Below are 22,948 nucleotides of genomic sequence, written 5' to 3' on the forward strand. Positions count from 1 at the left end.
GTTGTTATTATCTTTATCCGGGTAAAAGCTGCACTGCTTATGTGAAGAGGGTTAATCGCGTTCTTGGCGCAACGGCTTATTTCAGCGCACTCTTTCCTCGGCGGCGTAAACCAATTGACCGCCGATATAGGTGCTTTGCACCTTGAGTTCATTATCGAGCACCAGGAAATCGGCACGTTTGCCCGCAGCCAAGTGGCCTTGCTGCTCGAGTCCAAGAAATGCCGCCGGATACTCGCTCGCCATCCGTATGGATTCTTCAACACTGAGCCCCAGCAGGGAGACAGCGTTTCGCACCGCAGTATTCATATCCAGCACACATCCGGCCAGCTCTCCTGTGATGGCGTTGAGTCTGTCGCCCTGGCGTAGCACCTGCTGACCAAAGAGCTCAAAACTGGCATCTTGATCCAATCCCACAGGTGGCATGGCGTCCGTCACCAAGAGCATCTTGCCTTTGGCCTTGGCGCGGATGGCCACCTTGGCTGCAGCCGGATGCACATGGTGACCATCGACGATAAGGCCACACCAACTGGCCTCGTCCTCTATGGCGGCGCCCACCATACCCGGTGCTCTGGAACCCAAGGGCGACATGGCGTTGTAGAGGTGAGTAAAACCGCTGGCACCGGCCGCCAGGGCCGAACGCACGGTATCATAGTCGGCATTGGAGTGACCTAGACAAACACGGACACCGGCCTCGACCAAGGCACTGATAACCTCAGGCGCCACATTTTCCGGTGCCAGAGTCAGCAAGCGAACACCCAAGTCCTGACGGCTGAACAGTGCCAGCTCGGCATCGGAAATTCGGCGGATATACTGCTGTGGATGCACGCCTTTCTTCGGCACAGACAAGTGCGGCCCCTCAAAATGTATCCCCAACACCCCTGTGCTTTGCCTGGCTATCGCATCGGCCACCGCATCGGCCGCGCGGTTCATCACCTCGATCCTGTCGCTGATCAGGGTCGGCAAAAAGCCTGTGGTGCCGAACCTGGCGTGGGCCCGGCCTATGGTTGCGATACACTCGAGTGTAGGCTCGCCGTTAAACAGCGCGCCGCCACCGCCATTGACCTGCACATCGATAAACCCGGGTACGACCAGGCCTTGCAGGCGGATAACATCTGAACCTGCCGCAGAGTCCAAGGCCTGCAGATAGCCGTTCCCCACGGCAAAGCTCAGATTGTGATGATATTGCCTGCCATCGAACAAGCGCTCGGCGATAAAGGTTTGCGTCATTCTCTGCTCTCCACTGCGTTATCCAGGTTGGGCACGTCGGCCACTTTAATCAAAGGGGTCGGCTTAAAGGTTTTGGATCAAAGGGTTTGGGTGACTTTCTTAAGCCCGGCCGGTTGATCCGGATCTATGCCTCTGGCTATGGCCACAGCGGCCACATCGATATAAAAACGCTGCAGCAATGCCAGAGGCGCGACTCTGGGATGAACCTCATTGGCGGTTTGCTTGAGGTGAACCAACTCAGCGCCGCGGCGCCCGACTTCGGCTATCTGCTCAAGATGACTGGCATAGGATTCATCGGCCACACAGACATCGACTATTTTGAGGTGGTTCTCCACCAGGGTCACAGGGCCGTGAAGAAATTCGGCGCTGGAGAAGGCCTCGGCATGGATGGAACAGACTTCCTTGAGTTTGAGCGCTATCTCTTTACTGATGGCGTAACCCAGTCCTCGTCCCAGCACTACCAGATTGTTGCTGCCCTGCAAAGATTCGGCAGTCAGTTGAGGCTCTGCATCCACAGCCGCCTGCAGCGCCTGGGGCAATTCATCTATGGCGCGGGCCAACTCAGGGCTCTGGGTCCAGGCAGCGGCCAGTTGCAGCAGCGCCGACAGGGTAGCCAAATAGCTCTTGGTGGCGGCCACCGCCTGCTCCTCTCCGGCGCGAAGCGGCAATACAAGATCGACTATGTCCTTGATAGGTGCAGTTTCATCATTGACCAGCGCCACGCAAAAGGCACCGGCTTCGCGGGCCATCTTGGCCTGGGCCAGAATATCCGGGCTGCGTCCCGACTGAGAGATGACTATCACCAGGCCACCGGCCAACTGCAAGCGCTTGCCATAGACACTGGCCACCGAAGGCGCGGCGGCAAAGGTAGGCACACCGGCTTCTATTTCAAACAGATACTTGGCAAATACCCCGGCGTGATCGGAAGAGCCGCGACCCACAATCATCACAAACTTGGGAGCAAACTCGCGCAGCCGCTGCCCCAGTTCTCGGGTTAACTGGTCATTGGCCTGCAACTGGTTGGCAATCTTCTCGGGAGCACTGCGAGCCTCGCGCTCCATTATGGTATGGGTCATGGTTTCACCTTTGCTAAGTCGTATGCGCCGGCATCGGCCGGGCGGGCTGAAAATTGCGAGTCTTGATGTTGGTGCATGGCAAAGTGCACGGCACCGATTTCCGGTGGCGCCAACACGGGGGCGATTCGTTCGACCACATCGTCGGCCAGCCAGGGCCTGAGCGGCTCGGCCAGGCCGCCTATCATGGCAAATCGCGGTGGATTGAGTTCAAACAGGCGCCGTGCCAACTGGCTGATATAGTCGGCACCTTCGCTGACTATAGCGGTAGCGGTATCATCGCCCTCGGCCGCACAGGACAGCACTATTCTCGCCAGGGCGGCATAACAACTGGAGGAGCGTCCGGCGAGGTTTTCCACTATCCCCAGGGCATCTGTCACCCCGAAATGGGCCAGCAGTTTGGCGCCAAGGGCTGTTTGCGGCGCAAAACCATCGAGCGACAATAACACCTTCTCCGCGGCTTTTAAGCCCATCCAGGCACCACTGCCCTTATCGCCCAGAGCAAAGCCATGACCACCGAGAGACAATTGCCGCTCACCCACATGGGCATAACCACAGGAGCCTGTGCCTGTGATGATGACGGCACCCTCTTCCCCCTGGTGGGCGCCAATGCAGGCGGTATGCAGATCTGTGGTCAGGTACATGGCGGCAAAGGGATGCCTCCAATCGAGGATCTCCTGATAAAGCCTGGGAATATTGACACCGGCAAGCCCGAGACCGGCCACCATATTGGCGCAATCGGCTTGCCGCAGACCGGCATCGGCCAGGGCCAAACCTGTAGCACTGATGATGGAGTCGAAAGTTTGGCTCAGACCGTGCAAAGGATTGGCCCGACCGGCAACTCCGGTTCCCAGCACACCCTTTTGCCGGCAGTATACGGTTGCCCGGCACTTACTGCCGCCGCCGTCTATCCCTATATACACTTGTGTATCCGGTGTCGGGTTTTCCCCCATGGCAGACCTCTTTCTGTTTCTTTTATGGTCACGGCGCAATCTGGCGCGGCGGAACACTGACAAATCGCTGCAGTAAGGCGCCTTTCAGGATTACCCCCGGTGGCATTCCACTGAGCGGACTCAAGTTAAAGCTATCGTTAACTATGTGGTTAAACTAATGTTACATTATAAATGACAGCGTTGTCATTTATTTTTAATCAGCAGAGATAAATCGACTCATGGCTAGAACTCGCCATTGACTAACACATTGAAAATTAACCAATAAATACTCAGCAAGCCACTATCTTTGAGCGACTCAGGCGTCCTTAACCACTCTTAAACGCCACTCTTCTAAACGCAACTCAAACATTAAAAACCGGGCATTAAAAATAAGTCAGGCAGCGTGGGCTGGCGTTATCAGTTAACGCCAGCCCACATCCGTACCTGCTTAAAGACTAATTCAGTGGCTGAACCCGGCTGTAGCGGCGGCCATCGGGCGAAACACTGCGAAGCTCAAGCGGCGCAGCAATTGCCACAGGGCCGCGATACTCCTGCCATTCAGCCCCTGGTCGGCGATATTGGATCTTGAGCCCGGGAAAGATGATATTGGCCTCAAGCTTGCCATCCTTGATTCTGCCGCCCGGCAGCGGCAAACGGTAATGGACCCCGGCCTTATCCAGCTTGGCCAGCTCCTTATGCCCCAGGATGTTGGCCAGTCGATACCAATCCTCTGCCTGCGCCTTTCGCTGCTCGGCACCGAAATAACCGGAATCCTGGCTGTAACTTGCCCCCTGATGCCGGTAAGCCAGCTCCCAGTCCGGCTTATGCCAGGCCTTTTCCGCCAAAACCAAGAGGCGAGGGAAAATCATGTAGGCTGCGGTCGTGTCGCTGCGAATCGTCTCGCTCCAGAGTTGCCCCTGCAGACCTATAAAGCCCCTGCCCGGCGCCATTGGGCCGCTGAGACGCTTTCCTTGTGGGCTGAGTTGCTCTGTGTCATCGGCGACAAAAGGCCTGGCCTCAATATCGCCCCACTGTTCGGCATTGGCCGGCAGGTTATCCGGCATAAAGCTGTGTAACTTGCGACTGTTGCTGCTGCGACTGGCCCAGTAATAGCCGGGCTCTTTCGGATCGGCCGCCGGCGGCATATCGAAATAGAGTACTTCCGGGTTGGACAGCACAGTATCCCAGCCGAGGTTAGCCTGGGCATGTGCCCGTTTGAAGCCGCCGTGGGCGACTATGTCCCAGATATTGCTTTGCACCGGGCTCGGCATATTGGCCGGGTTGACGTGACTCATGCCATCGCTCCAACCGGCCGTCTCTATGCCGCGCTCGGCCAGCATCTGCGATACCCGCTCAATAAAGTAGGCGCCGAGGGCCGATTTGTCGGCCACTCGCTGCGAATTGGCCGCAATAAAGCGTTCACAGGCCGGCGAGTCGAGCCAGGCACCGGCGGTCTCATCGGCACCTATGTGATAGCGCTTAAGCGGTACTCCGGCGGCCTGATGCAGCTTGGCAATTTCATCTATCACCTTGGCAACAAAGGTGTAACTGGACTCCATACAGACATTGAGCGTATTGTCGTTGTAATACTGAATAGAGCTGTAGACAGTGGCATCCTCGGGATCTGCCAGCAGATATTGGCTGGCGGCCTGACTGTCGCCCTGAGCCAATAACTTGCGGCTACGGGCCTGCATCGATTTGATAGCGGCGCGGGAGTGCCCCGGCATATCCATCGACGGGATCACCTGGATCTGTCTTGCGGCGGCAAACTTGAGAATGTCTATATAGTCCTGGGTCGTGTAGTACCCGTTGACCTCAGTCTCAGGATTGGGGCCACTGCCCAGTTGCGGCAGCAAACAGCGGTTTTCATCGAGATCGTGGCAGCGTTTGCTGCCAATCTCGGTCAGCTCCGGCAGACCGGGGATCTGCAGGCGCCAGCCTTCATCGTCGGCCATGTGCAGATGCAATACGTTGAGTTTATAAGCCGCCATCTGCTCCAGCAGGTTCAGCACAAACGCCTTGGAGTGGAAGTTGCGGCCAACATCCAGATGCATACCACGAAACGGGTATCTGGGGCCATCTTGAATGCGCAGCTGTGGCAGTGCTATTGATTGGGTATCATCGGCAGGCAACTGCAGCAAGGCGGCAAGACTCGCCAAGCCATAGGAGTAACCCGCAGCGTCTGCGGCGGCCAGGTTAATTCCGCCGGCCTCAATCTCGAGTCGATAGTGCTCGCTTTGCCCTTCCTCAAGAGGCAGCAAGTTAAGTGCCAACCCTTGCTCGCTCTGGCTGACACCCAGCCTTTGTAGGCGCAAGAGCGCCGCCTCGAGTGATTGCAGCTCGACTCCGGTAGCTATGTGGCTCGGGTTAAGCTTAATCCCGGCATTGAGGGTGACGGGTGTTTGCTCAAGCCAAGTCACTGAATCCGGCTTAGGAATAAGGCTTGCCACCGCAAGGCCGGCATCATCGGGAGTATCGGCATTTTGGCCGAAGACGACATTGGCGGTATCCCAGGGCAGCTTATCCTGTGAGCTGCGGCGATATTGTTTCTCGGCATCCGTATAAGGCTGCACATAGGGAAGCAACTCAAGCCCGGTATCCGGGTCTTGCTTAACTTCAGTGCTGGCGATGACCTCCGGCTTGAGCCCCTCAACCACCATGTAATAGTTGGGCATGGCATCGATTTCCGACAGCTGCCACAGCTCACCGCGAAAATTGATGATTTCGCTGACACCCTTTTTGAAACCGCCGAAGGCGGCGGTTGGCGTCAGACGATGCAGATCGCCCTGAATATGCTCTATATGAAACTCAGGCGAGGCAACCGAGAGTACCGGACGCATCTGGCTAAAATAGATGGCCCAGTCAGAAGCGCTGAGATCTTCGCTCGGAGTCAGGCGAATTTGCGCCTGGAAACAGCGGCCTTCGGCACGGCTCGGGTCGCAGTTGTCATCCGGCACATTGGACAGCACGGCATATTTCAGCTGCAAACTCTGGGCAAAGCTATGCAGCTTATTCTGAGTCAGATCTTCGTTCGAGGCTTTTGACGAAGAACCGGCTTGCCCTGGTTCAGTCCCGGTTGCCGGCGGCTTGTCAGAACAAGCCGTCAGCCCCAAGCTCAAGGCAATGGCTAACGCCGCGATAGTTAACTTCATTCCGTTACTCTCCTGTCCTTATTATTGTTTTCACCATGATGCCATATTCCCTGTCGACTCAAGCAGTGGCTGTCACCTCAACAAGCTATGTTGAGTGACAACCGGGATAAAAAAATGGCCAGGTACTGAAATCAGCACCCAGCCCACTCTAGTTTCCGGGGAGAGACTACAGTATTGAAAACACAGTTGCGCAGCCGCCCGACAGATACTCAACTGTGGAAGGCATGTAAAGGAGACCTCATCCTCGACATGCAGACCTTACAAGACAACATGGCCATGGAAACCATAGTAACACAAGCAATGACAACGCTGTCATCGCTAAACATACACAAGTACAAACCTTATTTCTACATTTTTTTGACAATTTTTATTTTCCCAAGCCCCCTTGAAAACAGCGCTTGCAAACATATTTTTAACAATGACATCCAGTTTGACCACTGTTAACATCCGCAGCATGCTTGGGGTCACAAGCCAATAAGTCTCAAGCTGAACTTTTTACTGGTTTGCGGTACTAATACAACCGAAGAAGCGGTTCTGGCCCCGATATTTCAGTGACGATTTATTTTCCGGTGCGTCAGTTGATTGGCTGACGGAACCTCAAATAACAACAAGGATAAAAAGACAATGACAGCACAATACGTCCCGCTCAACAACGGCGCACACAAGGCTCTGAAAGTCACTCCAGGCATAGATTTCAGCGAATTTGAGAAGCACCATATGTTGCCTTTGCTGGTGCAGGAATTTTTGCCTGCCGCCACCAGTTTCCCGATCATTTTCGCCAAGAACAGCCAAAGTGGAGAATTCCAGCCGGTTGCCATCACCTCTCTGAAGCCTGAGAGCAACTGCTTTATCAAGGACAACACCTGGACCCGACGTTACCTGCCAATGCAGTGCCGGATGCAACCTTTTGCCGCCGGAGACTCCAGCCAGGAAAATGTACTTATCGGTATCGATGTCAACAGCAAGCATGTCAGCGAAGACAAGGGCGAAGCCCTGTTTACCGAAACCGGTGAGCAGACCGAATTCCTGAAAAACCGCATCGAATTTATCGGCAACCTGATTGAGTACCGTGAAATCACCAAGCAGTTCGTCAAGACCCTGACCAGCCATGAATTACTGCAACCTAAGACTCTGACAGTTACCAACAAACAGGGTGAAAAGAGCAATATAGATGGCCTCTATATCGTCGATGAGCAAAAGCTCAACGCCCTGAGCGATGAGGTTAAACTGGAATTTGCCAAGCGCGGCGTTTACTCACCGGTTTATGCTCACCTGTGCTCGCTGAACCAAATCGACTTGCTGCTGGATTAATCCCTGTACAGAGATCAGAAGGCTGCCTTGGCAGCCTTTTTTATTGGTTCACTATTACCTGTGCAAGGGACCGCTCTAGAAAGGGGAATCGGTACAATTCTTCCCAAACAGAGTCATTTGAAGCTACAGATATACACATATATTTCTGCCACAGGCGGAACTGTGACCTTCCGAGCCACACCGGGCAAGGGGCTTTGCTTGTCCAAAGTCCCTTGCATCCCTAAGGACACCCCGACGTAGCCGAAATCCCCGCTGGCTTATGAAGGGGGAATTGGTGCAATTCTGTTAGCACTGAGTAGCTTGAAATATCTGAAGAGTTTACAGACATACGCCTATTTTCCAGGCACAGGCGGAACTGTGACCGTCGAAAACAGGGCCGTTTTCGTCGAGCGCCTAGGGATGGGTTCACAACAACTTCCCTGTTTAACGGCCAGCTCACCATCCCTGGTTCGCGCTCGAAAGCATGTTGCTATGCAACTCTCGCCGAGTCACAGGATCGCCTGTGCGAGAGGCCGTTCTCGGACGTCCTGTCCTTCACGGCATTCAGGCTTCCTGCCCATCCACACCGCAGGTGATGGGCTACATCATGGTCGGAAGCCCAGCAAGCGCTAATGGGCGATTTTAAGTTGAAAGCCAAGCCGCTGTGCCAACGGCCTAACGTCGTGGAGTTTCACCCCACACCCGAGGAAAGGGGGCTGTATCGACTCGCCCCCTTTCCAAACCCCCAGCGAACCGCGACGCAGAGGAAAACCCCTTGTGCTTATGATGCCAATTCGCTATCGCGCCAGACGCTCATCCCTGATTCGACTGGCGCTGCTTCGGCATCCATGCCTCGCTACGCGATTGTCATCAACGCCCTGCGGCCGCTTCGAGCGGGAATCGGTGCATTCTGTGAGAATGGAGTAGCTTGAAATATCTGAAGAGTTTACAGACATACACCTATTTTCCAGGCACAGGCGGAACTGTGACCGTCGAAAACAGGGACGTTTTCGTCGAGCGCCCAGGGATGGGTTCACAACAACTTCCCTGTTTAACGGCCAGCTCACCATCCCTGGTTCGCGCTCGAAAGCATGTTGCTATGCAACTCTCGCCGAGTCACAGGATCGCCTGTGCGAGAGGCCGTTATCGGACGTCCTGTCCTTCACGGCATTCAGGCTTCCTGCCTATCCGCACCGCAGGTGATGGACTACACCGTGGCCGGAAGCTCGGCAAGCGCTAATGGGCGATTTTAAGTTGAAAGCCAAGCCGCTGTGCCAGCGGCCTAACGTCGTGGAGTTTCACCCCACACCCGAGGAAAGGGGGCTGTATCGACTCGCCCCCTTTCCAAACCCCCAGCGACCCGCGACGCAGCGGAAAACCCCTTGTGCTTATGATGCCAATTCGCTATCGCGCCAGACGCTCATCCCTGATTCGACTGGCGCTGCTTCGGCATCCATGCCTCGCTACGCGATTGTCATCAACGCCCTGCGGCCGCTTCGAGCGGGAATCGGTGCATTCTGTGAGAATGGAGTAGCTTGAAATATCTGAAGAGTTTACAGACATACGCCTATTTTCCAGGCACAGGCGGAACTGTGACCGTCGAAAACAGGGACGTTTTCGTCGAGCGCCCAGGGATGGGTTCACAGCGTGTCACAGGATCGCCTGTGCAAAAAGCGCACCGCAGGTGATGGACTACACCGTGGCCGGAAGCTCGGCCAATACTAACTTAGGAACTTTTTGGCTGGAAGCTATGTTAGCCGCTGTGCCAGCGGCCTAAAGTCGTGGTGTTCCGCACCACACCGGGCAAGGGGCAGTTCCGAAGGGGAGCTGGTGCAATTCTGCAAGAATCACGTTACTTGAAGTTTCTGAAATGTCAGCAAACATACACTTAATTCCCAGGCACTGGCGAAACTGTGACTTGCTGAGGAAGATTTTTATAAAGATACAGGGAAAGCGCTCAGGGAGCTGATTGCAAAAAGCCGACCCTGGGGTCGGCTTTGGTATCGAAGATAAAGACCTGAACTTAGAAGCGCAGGGCTACACCCACTTTATATCTGGCTTCGCCTTCAAAGCTCCACACTGGGTAATCGGCCTTGAACTCGCTGATCACATCCTCTGCACTAATTGGGGAAACACCCGTCTGTATGCTGTCTTCTTCAGTGATGTTGACCGCTTCAAAGGTGATATCCAAATAGTCGGTTACCGAGTAGCTGGCACTGAGGTCCAAGGTCCCGTAAGACTCGTGCTGACGGTTACCGTAGAAACCAGGCAGCTCGCGCATCATATACTCAGAGCGCCAGTTATAGGCCAGACGAGCGCTAAAGTCGTCCATCTCATAGTAACCTACCAGGTTGACGGTATGCTTGGATGAGTCAGAGAACACGCCCACACGGTCCGGATAGTTTTCTGCCGGAGAGGATGCATCGGCAAAAGTATAGTTCACCGAGTAACCCAAACCGTTGTCAAAGGAGTCCTGCAGCTGCAGCTCGATACCATCTATGCTGCCGCCGTCGGCATTGTACTTCTCGCTCACAGTCCAGCAGTCATAGATACCTACGCCACAAGAACTTTCACCTTCGGTTACCAGATTGGGATCTTCAATACCTATCTGCTGATTCAGCTTCTGTTTGGTGGTGATAAAGGAGCTGACATCCTTGATAAAGTAAGTGGCGGCAAACAGGCCGGAATCACTGAAGTACCACTCCAGACTCAAGTCGGCCTGGGTCGCCTTGAATGGTTCCAGCGCCACACTGCCACGCACCAGTTTTTCATTATAAGGTGTGCCATCGTTGTAACCCGGCAGGGTCGAGGTAGCAAACAGTTCGGCGTAGTTGGGGCGAGAGATCACCTGAGCGGCTGAGGCGCGCAGTATCACATCCTCACTCAAGTCGAAGGCGATGTTAACGCTCGGCAGTACATCGTTATAGCTGGACTTGTCTGTGCTCAGATCATCGGCGAACTGGCCCTGATCATTCAGCGCGTAATAGTCAGACTCAATGTCGGTAGAGATGTAACGGAAACCGAAGTTACCGCGGAATCCTTCCCCGGCAAAAGTAGCCATGGCGTACAGAGCCAGGTTCTCTTCCTGGATAGTGCCGTAACCAGACTTGTCGACGGTAAAGCCATCGATGGCGGCATAGGCATCGGCAATCATGGCATCAAATATCGGCTCAGGCAGAGTGAAACCGGCGCCGGATGACATGGTGCCATTGTAGTAGGCAGAAGCGTCCTTGGTCAGTACCTTGGCATCATTGACTATCGCCGCATCTGTCATCTGGGTGACTTCATGATCGGCATAGCTCACACCTGTCTTGATGGCACTGATAGCGCCCCAGGCAACCGGGAAGTTGAAGTCCAACTGAGCAAAGGTTTCTTCATCCGTGTTGGGCTGCTTCTTCAGCGCCCAACCGGCAGTGGCCAATGGGTCGTTAAAGTCACCGGCCTCAAAATACTTGTTGGCGATGTCGATGTTGATCTTGTCGCCGGTGGCATCATAGATACCGGCAAAGTCAGCCGGGACACCGATTGAGTTGCCATAGTTGGCAGTCAAGTCGGTACCGCCCTCGGCTTCGGTGCGGCCTATGCGGCCTTCAACGGTGAAGTTATCCGCTTCATAGTTGAAGTTGAAATCCACTGTATCCGAGCTCATGCTCGCCTTACGGGCCCAGGTTTGTGCCCAGGCAAAACCGCCCTGATCGCTGTGATTTATCTTGGTACAAACGCCGGCGGCATTGACCTGCTCACAGGTGTAGTCGCCTTGCTGAGTGGGAAACAGGAAGATGGAGGTGTTGGCGTTGTTGGCGTCCAGCTCCAGATTCATGTAGTTGAGCCCCAATTCCAGTCTGTCGGTGGGACGATACTGCAACACCAGGTTGATTGCGGTGCGCTCACGATCCTGTTGGAAGGTGGTTGGCACTATCTCCCCCCAGCCAAGCAGGGTTTCAATGCCATTGCGCTGATAGTCCGTCTGGCTCCAGGAACCGGCCAGCAACACACCGAAGTTTTCATCTTCGTTTTTCCAGCTGTAGAGACCGGAGGCTTCAGGATCTATCTCTTCCGAGACGCTACCATAGTCCCCTTTGGCGCTCAGGAAAACCGAATTGGCATCCAAATCCAGCGGTTTGCGGGTGTTGATGATGACAGTACCGCCTATGCCCCCTTCGGCAATATCGGCCTGGGAAGACTTGTAGACTTCAATCGAGCCCACCATCTCTGGCGGCAGCAAGGTGTAGTTGAAACTGCGGTCGATGGCCTGCTGATCGAACCAACCGGTAGAAGCTACCGAGTGGCCATTAAGCTGGGTACTGGTCAGCTGCGCCGAGGCGCCGCGGATAGAGACCTGTTGCCCCTGACCGAACTGGCGGTTAACGGCGACACCAGGAATACGTCCCAGAGACTCCCCCACATCACTGTCGGGGAATTTACCTATATCTTCTGAAGTTACCGCATCGACTACGGCATCTGAAAAACGCTTGGTATTGACCGAAGCCTTCATCGAGGCACGCATGCCGCGGACTTCAATTTTTTCAATATTGGCAGTTTCGTTGCTGTTGTTATCTGCTGCCTCGGCAGCCAGCGCGCCAACAGATACCGCTCCCCCAAGGAGGATAGCGATATTTGCAGCGAGGGCAGTTTTCTTAAAGGTAGATGTTCGCATCTCGTTTCCCTTCCATCACTTTATTATCTTTTTTGTTGCCATAACCATTCCCTTTAAGAGAATGACAACGCTGTCATGTCTAGGGATAAACATTACACAATAATTAACAGTCTTGCCACAACAAAATAACGCCAGAGTGAATAAAAACTGTCATATTGCTGTGTTAATGGGAGAAAACAGATTTTTATTCTGGTTAAAAACTGTCCAGACAGAAGTTTGTGTAACCAAGGGCGTTAACAATAGCGGGAAACGAATTTATATAATGGCCTAATCACTAAGGAAGTCGGATAACGCCGAAAGCTAATTGCTGTGCAAGCCACTCTCTGCAAAAGAGAAGGCCATGAGGACTTATTCGCACCTTCCCTAAATTCTGCGTTGCCAAACTGGCTAAAAGTCAGCAGTATAAGATGCTCGACAAGCGGCCATGCCGCTTCCGGCCCCCGCTGGCTGTGAGTATTCGCCTGACATCTCGGACTAAGCTGAATGAAAGTAACCATCAATGACGTGGCTAAATATGCCGGCGTTTCCATCAAGACAGTATCCCGGGTCACCAATAATGAGCCTTCGGTTAAACAGGCCACTATCGACAAGGTCAATGCTGCAATCAAGGCGTTGAATTACCAGCCGAATTTAGCTGCCCGCAACCTGGCTGCCACCAGTTCTTATGTCATAGGCTTCGTCTATGACAACCCCAATGCCTACTATATTATCGATATGCAGAACGGTATTCTTTCCGCCTGTCGGGACAAGGGCTATGAGCTGCTGATCCACCCCTGTGATGCCAAGGCCGATGGTATTTGTGAACAACTGACCACTATGGTGAAACATGCCCGCCTGGCCGGACTGGTACTGACGCCGCCGCTGTCGGAAGATCCCAAGGTACTCTCCGCCCTGGATGCCATAGGTGCCAACTATGTTCGCATCATGGCCGGTGACAGAGTAAAGGCCGATACCGGGCTGGCGGTATTGGTTAACGACAGATCCGGCGCCGTGGCCATTACCCAACATCTTATCGATCTCGGGCATCGGAAAATCGCTTTTCTCAGCGGCGACTATCATCACCAATCCACCAAGGAGCGTCTCGAAGGTTATCGTCAGGCCTTGAGGGATAACGGCCTGGACCAGTCTCCCGAGCTGATTGTCGAGGGTGAATACTCGTTTGAATCCGGAGTTGAAGGTGCCAAGAAGCTGCTCAAAGGGGCTAACCGGCCCAGCGCCATAGTGGCCTGTAACGACGAAATCGCCGCCGGAGCCCTGTTTGCCGCCAGGCTGGAAGGGGTGGATATTCCCACCGAGCTCTCGATTGTCGGCTTTGAGGACAGCCCCTTCTCACGCCAAACCTGGCCCAAGTTGACCACAGTGCATCAGCCCAACGGCAAGATTGCCCGGATAGCTACCGAGCTGTTGATCGCCAATCGCCGTGAGCAGAGCGCTCGCAGCGAGATCTTCACCCCAGAGCCGGTTATCAGAGACTCGAGCGCCAGGGTGCAAGCAAGCTGAAATTCCAGCCACTAAAAAGGCGCTCTACTGAGCGCCTTTGCGATAAGATTCAAAATCACTTTATCAGTGCAGCTTGAGCTTGGGCCTGTGCCACTTCAGCAGCCGCTGCGCCAGACGATACACCAACGCCGAAAACCAACCGTACAAACTCGCCAGATGGCGTTGATACAGAGACATGTACATCATCCGCGCCACATAACCCTCAATAAACAGGGAGCCGGATCTCAGGTTGCCCATCAGATTGCCCACCGCCGAGAAACGGCTCAGTGACACCAATGAACCATAGTCGCGGTAGACAAAAGGATTTTCTGCCTTGCCCTTCAAGCGGTTGAGAATATTCTTATACAGGGTTTCCGCCATCTGCGATGCGGCTTGTGCCCGGGGAGGCACAGGCTTGCCGTTGTCCTGCACCAAAAAGGCGCAGTCGCCCAGGGCGTAGATATCCTTATGGCCCTTGACCCGCATACAGGCATCGACCTCGATAAGGTTACGGTTATTGACCGGCAACTTATCAAACTGCTGCAGTACATCCGGCCCCTTGACGCCGGCGGCCCACACCTTAAGCCCGGCAGGGATCAGCACATCTTCCTGGGTAATAAAGCCCTGCTTGGTCACCTCTTTGACCTGCACCCCTATGTGCAAGCGTACTCCGATATGATCCAGTACAGACTGGGCTCTGGAGCTCACCTTGTCCGGCAGTGCCGGCAATATCTTGGGCGCTGCCTCAATCAGGTGAATTTCCAGATGATGCTTGTCGACATTGAGGTAACCGTATTCTTTGACCGAGTCCAGCACATGATGCAACTCGGCGGCCAGCTCAACTCCGGTCGCGCCGGCACCCACTATGCCGATACTGAGCTTTTCGCTGGTTTCATCCAGCAGTAACAGGTTGTCCAGCAACTTGTGGTGAAATTGATTGGCGCTGTCGAGGCTATCGAGGAAGATACAGTGCTCTTTGGCACCCGGGGTGTTGAAGCTGTTGGCCACCCCGCCGATGGCAACTACCAGATAGTCGTAGGGCAACTCACGCTCGGCGATAATCTGCTCGCCGTCATCATTGCTGACTCCGGCCAGGGTGATGGTCTTGGCCTCGGGATCGCATTGCAGCATTTCACCGCGCAGGAAGCGATAGCCATTTTTCAGGCCATGGTCGCGATACAGCAAGCCTTCTACTGATTGATCTATCACCCCAACGGCCACTTCGTGCAGTTTGGGCTTCCAGATATGTACCGGACTCTTGTCTATCAGGGTTATTTCAGCCTCTTCCTTCAGGCCCAATTTGCGTCCCAGCTTGGAAGCCAGCGCCAATCCTCCGGCGCCGCCGCCCACAATTAAAATCCGCTTACCGGTCACAAATTCCCCCAAGAGTATGAACTAATGCAAGATAGTCTTTTATAACATGATCCTGCTCAAAAATAACCTGAGTTCTAAATTAATATTTCTTTATATATCACTGATGCAGGTGAATATTTGCCATCATTTCCTGTCGCTCAAGGCTGGTGTAATGCCACCTTGGTGCGCTTTAAACTGTAGAACATCCACAGGCACAATAGGCTGCTGCAGGACGCCAAGGAGATCCACACGCCCGGCACGCCAAAGGCCCAGGCAAACACCCAGAGGAACAGGCCTATCAGCAGCAACTTGCTGCCCGTGAGTATCGAGGCCTCTGCCGGACGATTGATGGCCTGGAAGAAACTGGCTCCCACCAAAATCAAGCCTTCCATCGGCAAGCCCCAGAAATAGAGATACATGCCTTCAATGGCAACCGGGGCCAGGGTCGGGTTGTCACCGGCAAACAGATACACCATCCATTCCGGGCGGCTGTAGATAAGCAACAATCCCAGCAAGGCGCAGATTAAGGTGACGGAAAACGCCATTTTGGCGGTCTGCTTGACCCTGTCATATCGACCGGCACCGGCATTGAAGCTGAGAATGGGTTGTGTGCCGAGGGCTATGCCTTCAAACACAAAGTAAAACAGGGCTTCGGTATAGCTCACCACGCCATAGGCGGCCACATGCAGCGAAGTGCCGGTCCAGAGCAGCGCCATGTTATGCATGGTCAATACAATCGACAGGTAGAGATTCATCAGGAAACTGGGCATCCCCAGCTTGACGATTTCCCAAACCAGCTCCAGGCTCAGTTTCATCTGTTGCCAGTCGATATTGAGCCGGGTGCGTTTGCCAAAGAAATGTTGCAGACACAGGCCGCCGGTAACCGCCTGGGACAACATGGTAGCAATGGCGGCACCGGCAAGGCCGAATGGAAAGACCACAATAAACAGCCAATCCAGCAGGGTGTTAAGCACGCCTCCAAACACCAGGATCCAGGTGACGAAACTGGGGCGACCGTCATTCCGCAAAAGCGCCGAGAAGGCCATGGAGATGATGGGGAAAATGCCTAAGGCAAAGTACCAGAACAGGTATTGGTAGGCGCCTTCATAGACCTCACCTTCGGCTTTCAGCCAGCGCAGAATGTCGTCGGTCAGCATGGTTCCGGCAAGCGACACCACCAATGCACTCAACAGACAAAGACTGAAGGTATTGCCGAGAATTTTTCTGGCCCTGGCAACATCACCGCGGCCAAGATTGATGGAGATAAGCGCGGCGCCGCCCATGCCCAAAAGCGCACCGAGCGCATAGAGAATGGCGCCCACAGGGTAAGCCAGCATAATACCCGCCAGACCCGTTTCCCCCAGGTAGTGGCCGATAAACATCCCGTCTATGGTGACGTAAATTCCGGTCACCAACATGGACATCACAGTGGGGACTGTGTAACGCCAAAAGAGTTTACTGACAGGTTGCTGCAGTAAGGCGAGATCCTGCTCAGTCTGTGGGCTGTTTGGGGTCATGACGCTTTCTCAACATCAAAGGTGTTAAACCATAAGTTCGATATCAGAGACCATATTAGGAGGCGCCAGCTCGGCCTCCATTCAAATTGGCACTCCGAAATCAATCACCTCGGAAAAAGTGGATGGCGGATTGTACCCGAGTTATCAGCCTGGATGCCACAGCCTTGAATAGGGCGTTATTCGGCGACTTTCATGGCGAGCAGTTGCTGCTCCAAAGATTCAGGCTGCAAAGGGGCGCGACTGATGATCTCCAGCCTGGAGTCCATGGCATCATCGAGCTCTTCAACGCTCAATTCACCGTCGAGCATATTGAGCGCCGCTATGCCGTCTTTGGTGATCATCACAGCTTTTAGCCGCACCACATCGAGCGCCTTGGCCCAGCGATAGAGGCGCTCAAGATCGAACAGCCAATCCGGAGCAAAGATCCAGCCATAGCTGTAACAGCGCTCGCCTTTGTTACTCTTGAACACTATGCCGCGAGCGTCCCACTCGGGTGCTTCCGGGCTCTGCAGCTCGACGCCGAGTGGCTTGATGGCAAACACACCGGCATTTTGCCGCAGCAGCCCGGCGCCTAAGGGAGTGGCTTTAGTGTTCAAATTGGCCTTTGCCGGCCGAACCAGCGCCTGCAACAATTCATCATTGAGCTTCTGCTCTTTGGACCAGTAAAACAGCTCCCCTTCCAGTTGCTGAGCGGCAATAAAGGCGGCTATTTGCTCCCTCAAGTGTGCAGCTAGCAGCCCACTCGCCTGATCACTTTCCGGCTCATTCCCTTGCTCACTTTGCGGCTCATCCCCAGGCAGAACCATTGACTCTTGCTGTTGCCAAAGGTCCTGCTTGCCGGCCAGTAAGATATCGGCTATCTGCAGCTGGGAGAGAAAATTCTCATGTTCGCTATAGCGCTTGTCACTGAGTTTGCGCGGGTCAAACAGACAGATACTGGCCTTGAGGCTGAGCACTTCGGCAAACTGTTTCGAGCTTAGAGTTTTCAAAATCTCTTTGGGATGGCCAAGGCCTGTTGGCTCTATCAGCAATCTGTCAGGTTTGGCCCGGGCCAGCAGCTGAGTCACCGCCACTTGAGTCGGCACCCCGGCGGCGCAGCACAAACAGCCGCCGGGCACTTCTCGTATGACAACGTCAGAGTCACTCTGGCCCATCAGGCCGGCATCTATTCCAATTTCACCGAACTCATTGACCAATACCGCCCAGGTCTCGCCCGCGGGCTTATTGGCCAGCAGCGCTTTGATAAAGGTGGTTTTGCCTGAGCCGAGAAAGCCGGTGATCAGATTGGTGGCAACGGGCTTGAGGATCATCTGTGACTCCATTCTTTACAGCATTGAGGCAGCAGAGTGTAACCCAAGCAGGGAAAGAGTTAGCTCGAAATTGTAAACAGATGCAAAATGGGCGCGGATAGCGCCCATTTCTGTATACTTGACCGCTGTTAGGGCTTGAGTTCGTGATCCACTATCGGTGTCAGCCCCTTGGCACGATTTTTCATGGCATCGTCCAAGTCAAAGCCGCTGGCACGCCAGCCTTTGGCCTCAGCCGCAGAGAAGCTCTGCAAGTGCCACTCTTTGGCATCTTGGAGTTTAAAGCCTGCATCCTGCCAGGCGCCTGCGCTTGAGGCATCGAAACCGGCAACATGCCACTGCTGGGCGCTTCGGGAGTCAAAACCAGCCTCTTTCCAGGAGGCTATCTCGGTTGAACTCATACCGGACCAGTCTTTGGGAATGGAACTGCAAGCCACAAGCATACTCAACCACAGCAAGATCACTAATTTTCGCAACATACTCATCTCCTGATACCTTTACTATTCCTTAAGCTAAGGGGGCTGCGCTGCCGACGGCTGATTGAGGCAACGCATTGAGTATAGCAGGCTTTTTTGATCTATCTGCGCCTCGGCCCTTTCGGAGCCTGGCCCTTGCGGCCGGGTTTATGGCCCCTGTGAGTCTTGGCAGGTCGGGGCTTCTCTACAGGCTGTAAATAACGCTCCGGCAGCGGCGCGCCCTTCTCGTAACCCGGCAGTACTTCTCTTGGCAGCTTGTAACCGAGCAGCGCTTCTATTTCAGCCAGTTTTTGCTCTTCGGCCGGGCTCACCAAAGAGATGGCTTCACCGCTGCGTCCGGCTCTGCCGGTACGGCCGATGCGATGAATATAGTCATCAACCTGCGATGGCAGCTCGAGATTGATAACCCTTGGCAAGGCCGGAATATCCAGGCCTCGGGCCGCGACATCGGTTGCCACCAATACCCGAATCTCACCATCGATGAACTGCGCCAGAGCGCGGCTGCGGGCACCCTGAGTCTTGTCACCGTGAAAACAGGCGCTCTTGATGCCGTCGAGTTTCAGCTCTTGCTGCAACTGCTCGGCACTCTCCTTGGTACTGACAAAGGCCAACACCTGTTGCCAGTTGTTGCGACCAATAAGCTCGGCAAGCAACTCGGCTTTACGACGATAATCCACCGGATACACCTTTTGCTGGATCTGCGCCTGAGTGCGGCTCTCTTTATCCACTTCAAACCATTCTGGCTTATCGAGCAGCTTGTGCCCGAGGCGCTTGACCGCCTCGGGGAAGGTTGCCGAAAACAACATGGTCTGATGCCCATCTGGCAGATAGCGCCCCAGACGCTCAATATCCGGCAAAAACCCCAGGTCCAACATGCGGTCGGCCTCATCCAGCACCAGGGCCTTAACCTTATCCAGCCTGAGATGATCTTGGCTCAGGTGATCGAACAGCCGCCCCGGCGTCGCCACCAGCACCTCAATACCGGCCGCTATCGCCTTGCGTTGAGGGTTGAAGTTGGCGCCGCCGAAAATGGCCAAAATGCGAAATGGAGTATGGGCGGCGTATTTGCCCAGCTGAGTCGCCACTTGTTGCGCCAGCTCGCGGGTTGGTGTCAGGATAAGCACTCTGGGCGCGGCGCCATATTCTGGCTCAGCGAGCCCCTGTTGCTGCCACTCGTCAATCAAGGTGGCCAACAGCGGCAAGCCAAAGGCCGCGGTTTTGCCTGTGCCTGTCTGGGCCGAAGCCATAATATCCCGTCCGGCCAATGCCGTCGGCAATACCTGCTGCTGCACCGCCGTCAGCTCACGATAGCCGCACAGGGCAACGGCTTCAAGCAGCGCTCCCGGCAGCTGGGTTTCAGAAAACTGCATCTTCAACACCTGAAACATAAAAAGGTCGGCGAGTATAGCGCAAACACAAGTTATCAGCTGGCATTTCCACCGCCGCTGCTCTGATGATTGCCAAGATATTTTTGCTCGAAGGCCTGGGTATCCAGCGCCTGGGAGTAGAGGTAGCCCTGAGCATAGTCACAACCTATACGGGTCAAGATCTCGGCCTGACCGCTTGTCTCTACTCCTTCGGCTATCACCTTCATCCCCAGTTTGTGCGCCATGACTATGATAGCCTCACAGAGGGTCAGGTTGCTCTCATCTGTTTCCAAATTCTTGGTAAATGATTGATCTATTTTGAGATAATCAATATCAAATCGTTTCAGATACGCCAGGGAAGAGTAGCCTGTACCAAAGTCGTCCAGAGACACCTGAATGCCGGCATCCCGGTAGGCCAACAATTTATCACTGACTCCCATTTTGGCATCCAACAACAGGCCTTCGGTTATTTCGATGCAGATCCCCGAGCCCGAGACCCCCAGACTGGCAAGCAACTCCAACCATTCTGTAAATCTGTTTTCTTCATCGCGAAACTGGATCGGCGACTTATTGATACTGATCTGCACCTCGCGGCCATAGGTTTCACGCCAGGCGGCACTCTGACGCGCCGCCTGTTCGAACACCCAGTTGCCGATATCGAAAATCAACCCAGTGTCTTCTGCAATAGGGATAAACTCTGCCGGCGAAACACTGCCACGCTCGCTATGATTCCAACGCAGCAAGGCTTCGGCCTTGAACACCCGACCGCTGCCCAGCTCGACTATGGGTTGGAACCTGAGTTCAAACTCACGCCGCTCCATGGCCTGACGCAAATCCTGGATAAGCCGCATTCTATATCTGGCGTATTCCTGCATCGAGGCGGTGAAATAGTTGAAGCGATTGCGGCCCTGATCTTTGGCGGCATACATGGCCTGATCGGCATGTTTGAGCAACAGTTCAGCCGTCTGGCCATCTTCAGGGAACAAGGTGATGCCGATACTGGCACTGATAAAGGCGGTCTCATCGCCCAACTTGAAAGGCTCGGCCAGACTACTGAGGATATGATTAGCGACCCGCTCAACCCCATTATGATCCTGCACATCCGATAACAAAAGGGTAAACTCATCGCCGCCGAGTCTGGCGACCACATCGGATTCACGGACACAAGTCCGCAGCCGCTCCGAGGTTTCCACCAGTAACAGATCACCCATGTCATGCCCCAGGGTATCGTTGACCTCTTTGAAGAAATCCAGATCCAGAAACAGCAACGCAAAACCATGGTCATGACGCTTGGCCTTACGAATTTCATTGCCCAACTGCTCGGTGAACATGCGCCGGTTTGGCAGGCCTGTCAGGGCATCATAGTTGGCCTGGCGCCAGATGAGGCGTTCATTCTGTTTTTTGTCGGTAATATCGGAAAACAACGCCACTCTTCTCAGCTGCCCATCATCACTTTGAATGGTATTGATGGTCAACCAAATCATGATCTTACGACCATCTTTACAGGCAAGCCACATCTCCCCCTGCCAACGGCCCTTTTGACTGAGTTCCTGCTCCAACTCCTGATAAAACTGGTCGCTGTGATCGTGACATTTGAGTATCTCTATGTCTTTACCCAGCACATCTTCGGGTTGAAACCCTGTGATGGCGCTGAATGCCGAGTTGACTGTCATTATGGTACCGGCTTCATCCAATACGCTCATCGCCTCGCAGGAGTTCTCATAGACAGAAGCTGCCAACTTAAGCGATTCCTCCAACTGCTTCTGCTCGGTAATATCCACATGCACGCCGCAAACCCGCAGTGGTTTCCCTTCTTTGTCGCGGTTAACCACTCTGCCGGTGTCCTGCACCCAACGCTGTTCACCGTCCGGGCGGATCAAGCGATACTGCACCTTGTGTTGCTCGGTTCGCCCCGCCAGATGCTCATCCAAAGAACGCAGCACCCAAGCCCTGTCTTGAGGATGGATACCATCAACCCACAGCCGCTTATTATCATTCACCTGTTTGAGTGAATAACCGAGGATCTCGGCACTACGTTCATTACGGGCCACAGTATCCTTAACAAGATCCCAATCCCAGAAGCCAAGCTGGCCGCTTTGCAGCACCAGTTCAAGTTGTTCACGACTGGCGGCTATGGCCTGTTCTGCCAACTTGGCCGAGGTGATGTCGATATAGCCGGCGATCACCAGTTGCACTTGATTATGCTGACGCTGACAGGCCACTGTCATATGGGTATAAACATAACGCCCCATCTTGGAAACGAAGCGTTTTTCCATCTCATACTCGTCGATCTCCCCATCCAGCATCCGCCGGAACTGCGCCATATCGGCAGGCAGATCATCGGGGTGGGTCAACTCCCCCCAAGTCATATGAGACAACTCGCGTTCTGAATAGCCCAACATCTGACACAGATAGGGATTTATCTTGAGCCAACGTTGATCCGGTGAGGTGATGGAAATCCCTATGTTGCCCACATGAAACTGGGAACGAAACAGAAAGTCATCCTGTAACTGCACCCGACTGTCACGCTCCAATTCCAAACGTCTGGAAAGCAAACGCCCCAACAACACATTGGTGAGCGGAAACAGAGTCAACACAGGCAGACTGATACTGGCCAAAACGCCTTTGGCGGTATCCCAGGGCAGCAGCAACATCCAGGCCAGCATCACCAGATGCACCAACAGAGAAAAACTAGTCAGCTCCAGATAGCCGATATCGGCGAGGGATTGCTTGCGCCGTTTACGCCACAGAAGGCCTATCAAGCCGCTGGAGAAGATCACCCCAACGCCCACCAGCACAGCACCGCCACCGAGATAGATGCGAAAAGCAGCGGTAATCACGCAGGCAATCAGCGTCGGCAGGCCGCCGAAGAACAAACCCGAAATACTTAAAAGTACTGAACGACTGTCGAAGAAGATCCCCGGCTCATAATGCCAGGGAGTCAGCATCACCGCGATACAGATACCGCCGATAATGATGCCGACCAACACACGCCACAACAAAAAGTATTCCTGTTGCTTTTGCCTGGGTATCGCATCGTAAATAAAGACCAATGCCAGCAAAAATGCAGCATTTTGTGTTAACGGAAGGAAAATGCTCTGCTCCATCGATTCCCAAG

13 protein-coding genes are annotated in these 22,948 nt (G+C 54.1%); 2 read left to right on the plus strand and 11 right to left on the minus strand.

Annotated features, from left to right (window positions below; genetic code table 11):
- Positions 1-81 precede the first annotated feature (81 nt).
- The 4 genes from nagA to K5621_RS14450 form a co-directional block, all read right to left on the minus strand.
- Positions 82-1,227, minus strand: coding sequence for an N-acetylglucosamine-6-phosphate deacetylase (gene nagA, locus K5621_RS14435; RefSeq protein WP_221049583.1), 1,146 nt, complete (start codon positions 1,225-1,227; stop codon positions 82-84).
- Between the two features lie 77 nt (positions 1,228-1,304).
- Positions 1,305-2,303 carry a glucosamine-6-phosphate deaminase NagB-II gene (nagB-II, locus tag K5621_RS14440; protein ID WP_221049584.1) on the minus strand — a complete coding sequence of 333 codons (999 nt, stop codon included), beginning with the start codon at positions 2,301-2,303 and terminating at the stop codon, positions 1,305-1,307.
- Positions 2,300-3,253, minus strand: coding sequence for an N-acetylglucosamine kinase (nagK, locus tag K5621_RS14445; protein WP_221049585.1), 954 nt, complete (start codon positions 3,251-3,253; stop codon positions 2,300-2,302). Before nagK ends, nagB-II begins: the two co-directional genes overlap by 4 nt.
- A 434-nt stretch (positions 3,254-3,687) precedes the next feature.
- Entirely contained in the window at positions 3,688-6,384 is a 2,697-nt protein-coding gene (locus K5621_RS14450; RefSeq protein ID WP_221049586.1) for a family 20 glycosylhydrolase, read from the minus strand.
- 624 nt (positions 6,385-7,008) lie between these two features.
- Between K5621_RS14450 and K5621_RS14455 the strand changes: the two genes are divergently transcribed.
- Entirely contained in the window at positions 7,009-7,695 is a 687-nt protein-coding gene (locus tag K5621_RS14455; RefSeq protein ID WP_025009486.1) for a SapC family protein, read from the plus strand.
- Positions 7,696-9,697: 2,002 nt separating this feature from the next.
- Here K5621_RS14455 and K5621_RS14460 read toward each other — a convergent pair.
- On the minus strand, positions 9,698-12,331 hold the full coding sequence (locus K5621_RS14460) for a TonB-dependent receptor (protein WP_221049587.1): 2,634 nt from the start codon (positions 12,329-12,331) through the stop codon (positions 9,698-9,700).
- 483 nt (positions 12,332-12,814) lie between these two features.
- On the opposite strand from K5621_RS14460, the gene K5621_RS14465 reads away from it, so the two are divergent.
- A complete protein-coding gene (locus tag K5621_RS14465) occupies positions 12,815-13,831 on the plus strand; it encodes a LacI family DNA-binding transcriptional regulator (protein ID WP_221049588.1) in 1,017 nt (338 codons plus the stop codon).
- 63 nt (positions 13,832-13,894) lie between these two features.
- Here K5621_RS14465 and K5621_RS14470 read toward each other — a convergent pair whose 3' ends face one another.
- The 6 genes from K5621_RS14470 to K5621_RS14495 form a co-directional block, all read right to left on the minus strand.
- Entirely contained in the window at positions 13,895-15,184 is a 1,290-nt protein-coding gene (locus K5621_RS14470) for an NAD(P)/FAD-dependent oxidoreductase (RefSeq protein WP_028779000.1), read from the minus strand.
- A 137-nt stretch (positions 15,185-15,321) separates the two neighbouring features.
- Complete coding sequence (locus K5621_RS14475) at positions 15,322-16,680, minus strand: MATE family efflux transporter (RefSeq protein WP_221049589.1); 1,359 nt, start codon at positions 16,678-16,680, stop codon at positions 15,322-15,324.
- 176 nt (positions 16,681-16,856) lie between these two features.
- Positions 16,857-17,990 (minus strand): CobW family GTP-binding protein, encoded by a 1,134-nt coding sequence (locus K5621_RS14480; RefSeq protein WP_221049590.1) that lies wholly within the window; start codon positions 17,988-17,990, stop codon positions 16,857-16,859.
- Between the two features lie 128 nt (positions 17,991-18,118).
- A complete protein-coding gene (locus K5621_RS14485) occupies positions 18,119-18,466 on the minus strand; it encodes a hypothetical protein (protein WP_051472568.1) in 348 nt (115 codons plus the stop codon).
- A 98-nt stretch (positions 18,467-18,564) separates the two neighbouring features.
- Positions 18,565-19,833 (minus strand): DEAD/DEAH box helicase, encoded by a 1,269-nt coding sequence (locus K5621_RS14490; RefSeq protein WP_221049591.1) that lies wholly within the window; start codon positions 19,831-19,833, stop codon positions 18,565-18,567.
- A gap of 53 nt (positions 19,834-19,886) precedes the next feature.
- Positions 19,887-22,937: an EAL domain-containing protein gene (locus K5621_RS14495; protein WP_221049592.1), complete on the minus strand. Its 3,051-nt coding sequence runs from the start codon at positions 22,935-22,937 to the stop codon at positions 19,887-19,889.
- Positions 22,938-22,948 lie beyond the last annotated feature (11 nt).

The sequence above is a fragment of the Shewanella carassii genome (genome assembly GCF_019670705.1).
Lineage (GTDB): Bacteria > Pseudomonadota > Gammaproteobacteria > Enterobacterales > Shewanellaceae > Shewanella > Shewanella carassii.

What these genes read in the sequence shown, in the direction of transcription:
- nagA (WP_221049583.1), bottom strand. Translation starts at nt 1,227, where the DNA reads ATGACGCAAACCTTTATCGCCGAGCGCTTGTTCGATGGCAGGCAATAT.
- nagB-II (WP_221049584.1), bottom strand. Translation starts at nt 2,303, where the DNA reads ATGACCCATACCATAATGGAGCGCGAGGCTCGCAGTGCTCCCGAGAAG.
- nagK (WP_221049585.1), bottom strand. Translation starts at nt 3,253, where the DNA reads ATGGGGGAAAACCCGACACCGGATACACAAGTGTATATAGGGATAGAC.
- K5621_RS14450 (WP_221049586.1), bottom strand. Translation starts at nt 6,384, where the DNA reads ATGAAGTTAACTATCGCGGCGTTAGCCATTGCCTTGAGCTTGGGGCTG.
- K5621_RS14455 (WP_025009486.1), top strand. Translation starts at nt 7,009, where the DNA reads ATGACAGCACAATACGTCCCGCTCAACAACGGCGCACACAAGGCTCTG.
- K5621_RS14460 (WP_221049587.1), bottom strand. Translation starts at nt 12,331, where the DNA reads ATGCGAACATCTACCTTTAAGAAAACTGCCCTCGCTGCAAATATCGCT.
- K5621_RS14465 (WP_221049588.1), top strand. Translation starts at nt 12,815, where the DNA reads ATGAAAGTAACCATCAATGACGTGGCTAAATATGCCGGCGTTTCCATC.
- K5621_RS14475 (WP_221049589.1), bottom strand. Translation starts at nt 16,680, where the DNA reads ATGACCCCAAACAGCCCACAGACTGAGCAGGATCTCGCCTTACTGCAG.
- K5621_RS14480 (WP_221049590.1), bottom strand. Translation starts at nt 17,990, where the DNA reads ATGATCCTCAAGCCCGTTGCCACCAATCTGATCACCGGCTTTCTCGGC.
- K5621_RS14485 (WP_051472568.1), bottom strand. Translation starts at nt 18,466, where the DNA reads ATGTTGCGAAAATTAGTGATCTTGCTGTGGTTGAGTATGCTTGTGGCT.
- K5621_RS14490 (WP_221049591.1), bottom strand. Translation starts at nt 19,833, where the DNA reads ATGCAGTTTTCTGAAACCCAGCTGCCGGGAGCGCTGCTTGAAGCCGTT.
- K5621_RS14495 (WP_221049592.1), bottom strand. Translation starts at nt 22,937, where the DNA reads ATGGAGCAGAGCATTTTCCTTCCGTTAACACAAAATGCTGCATTTTTG.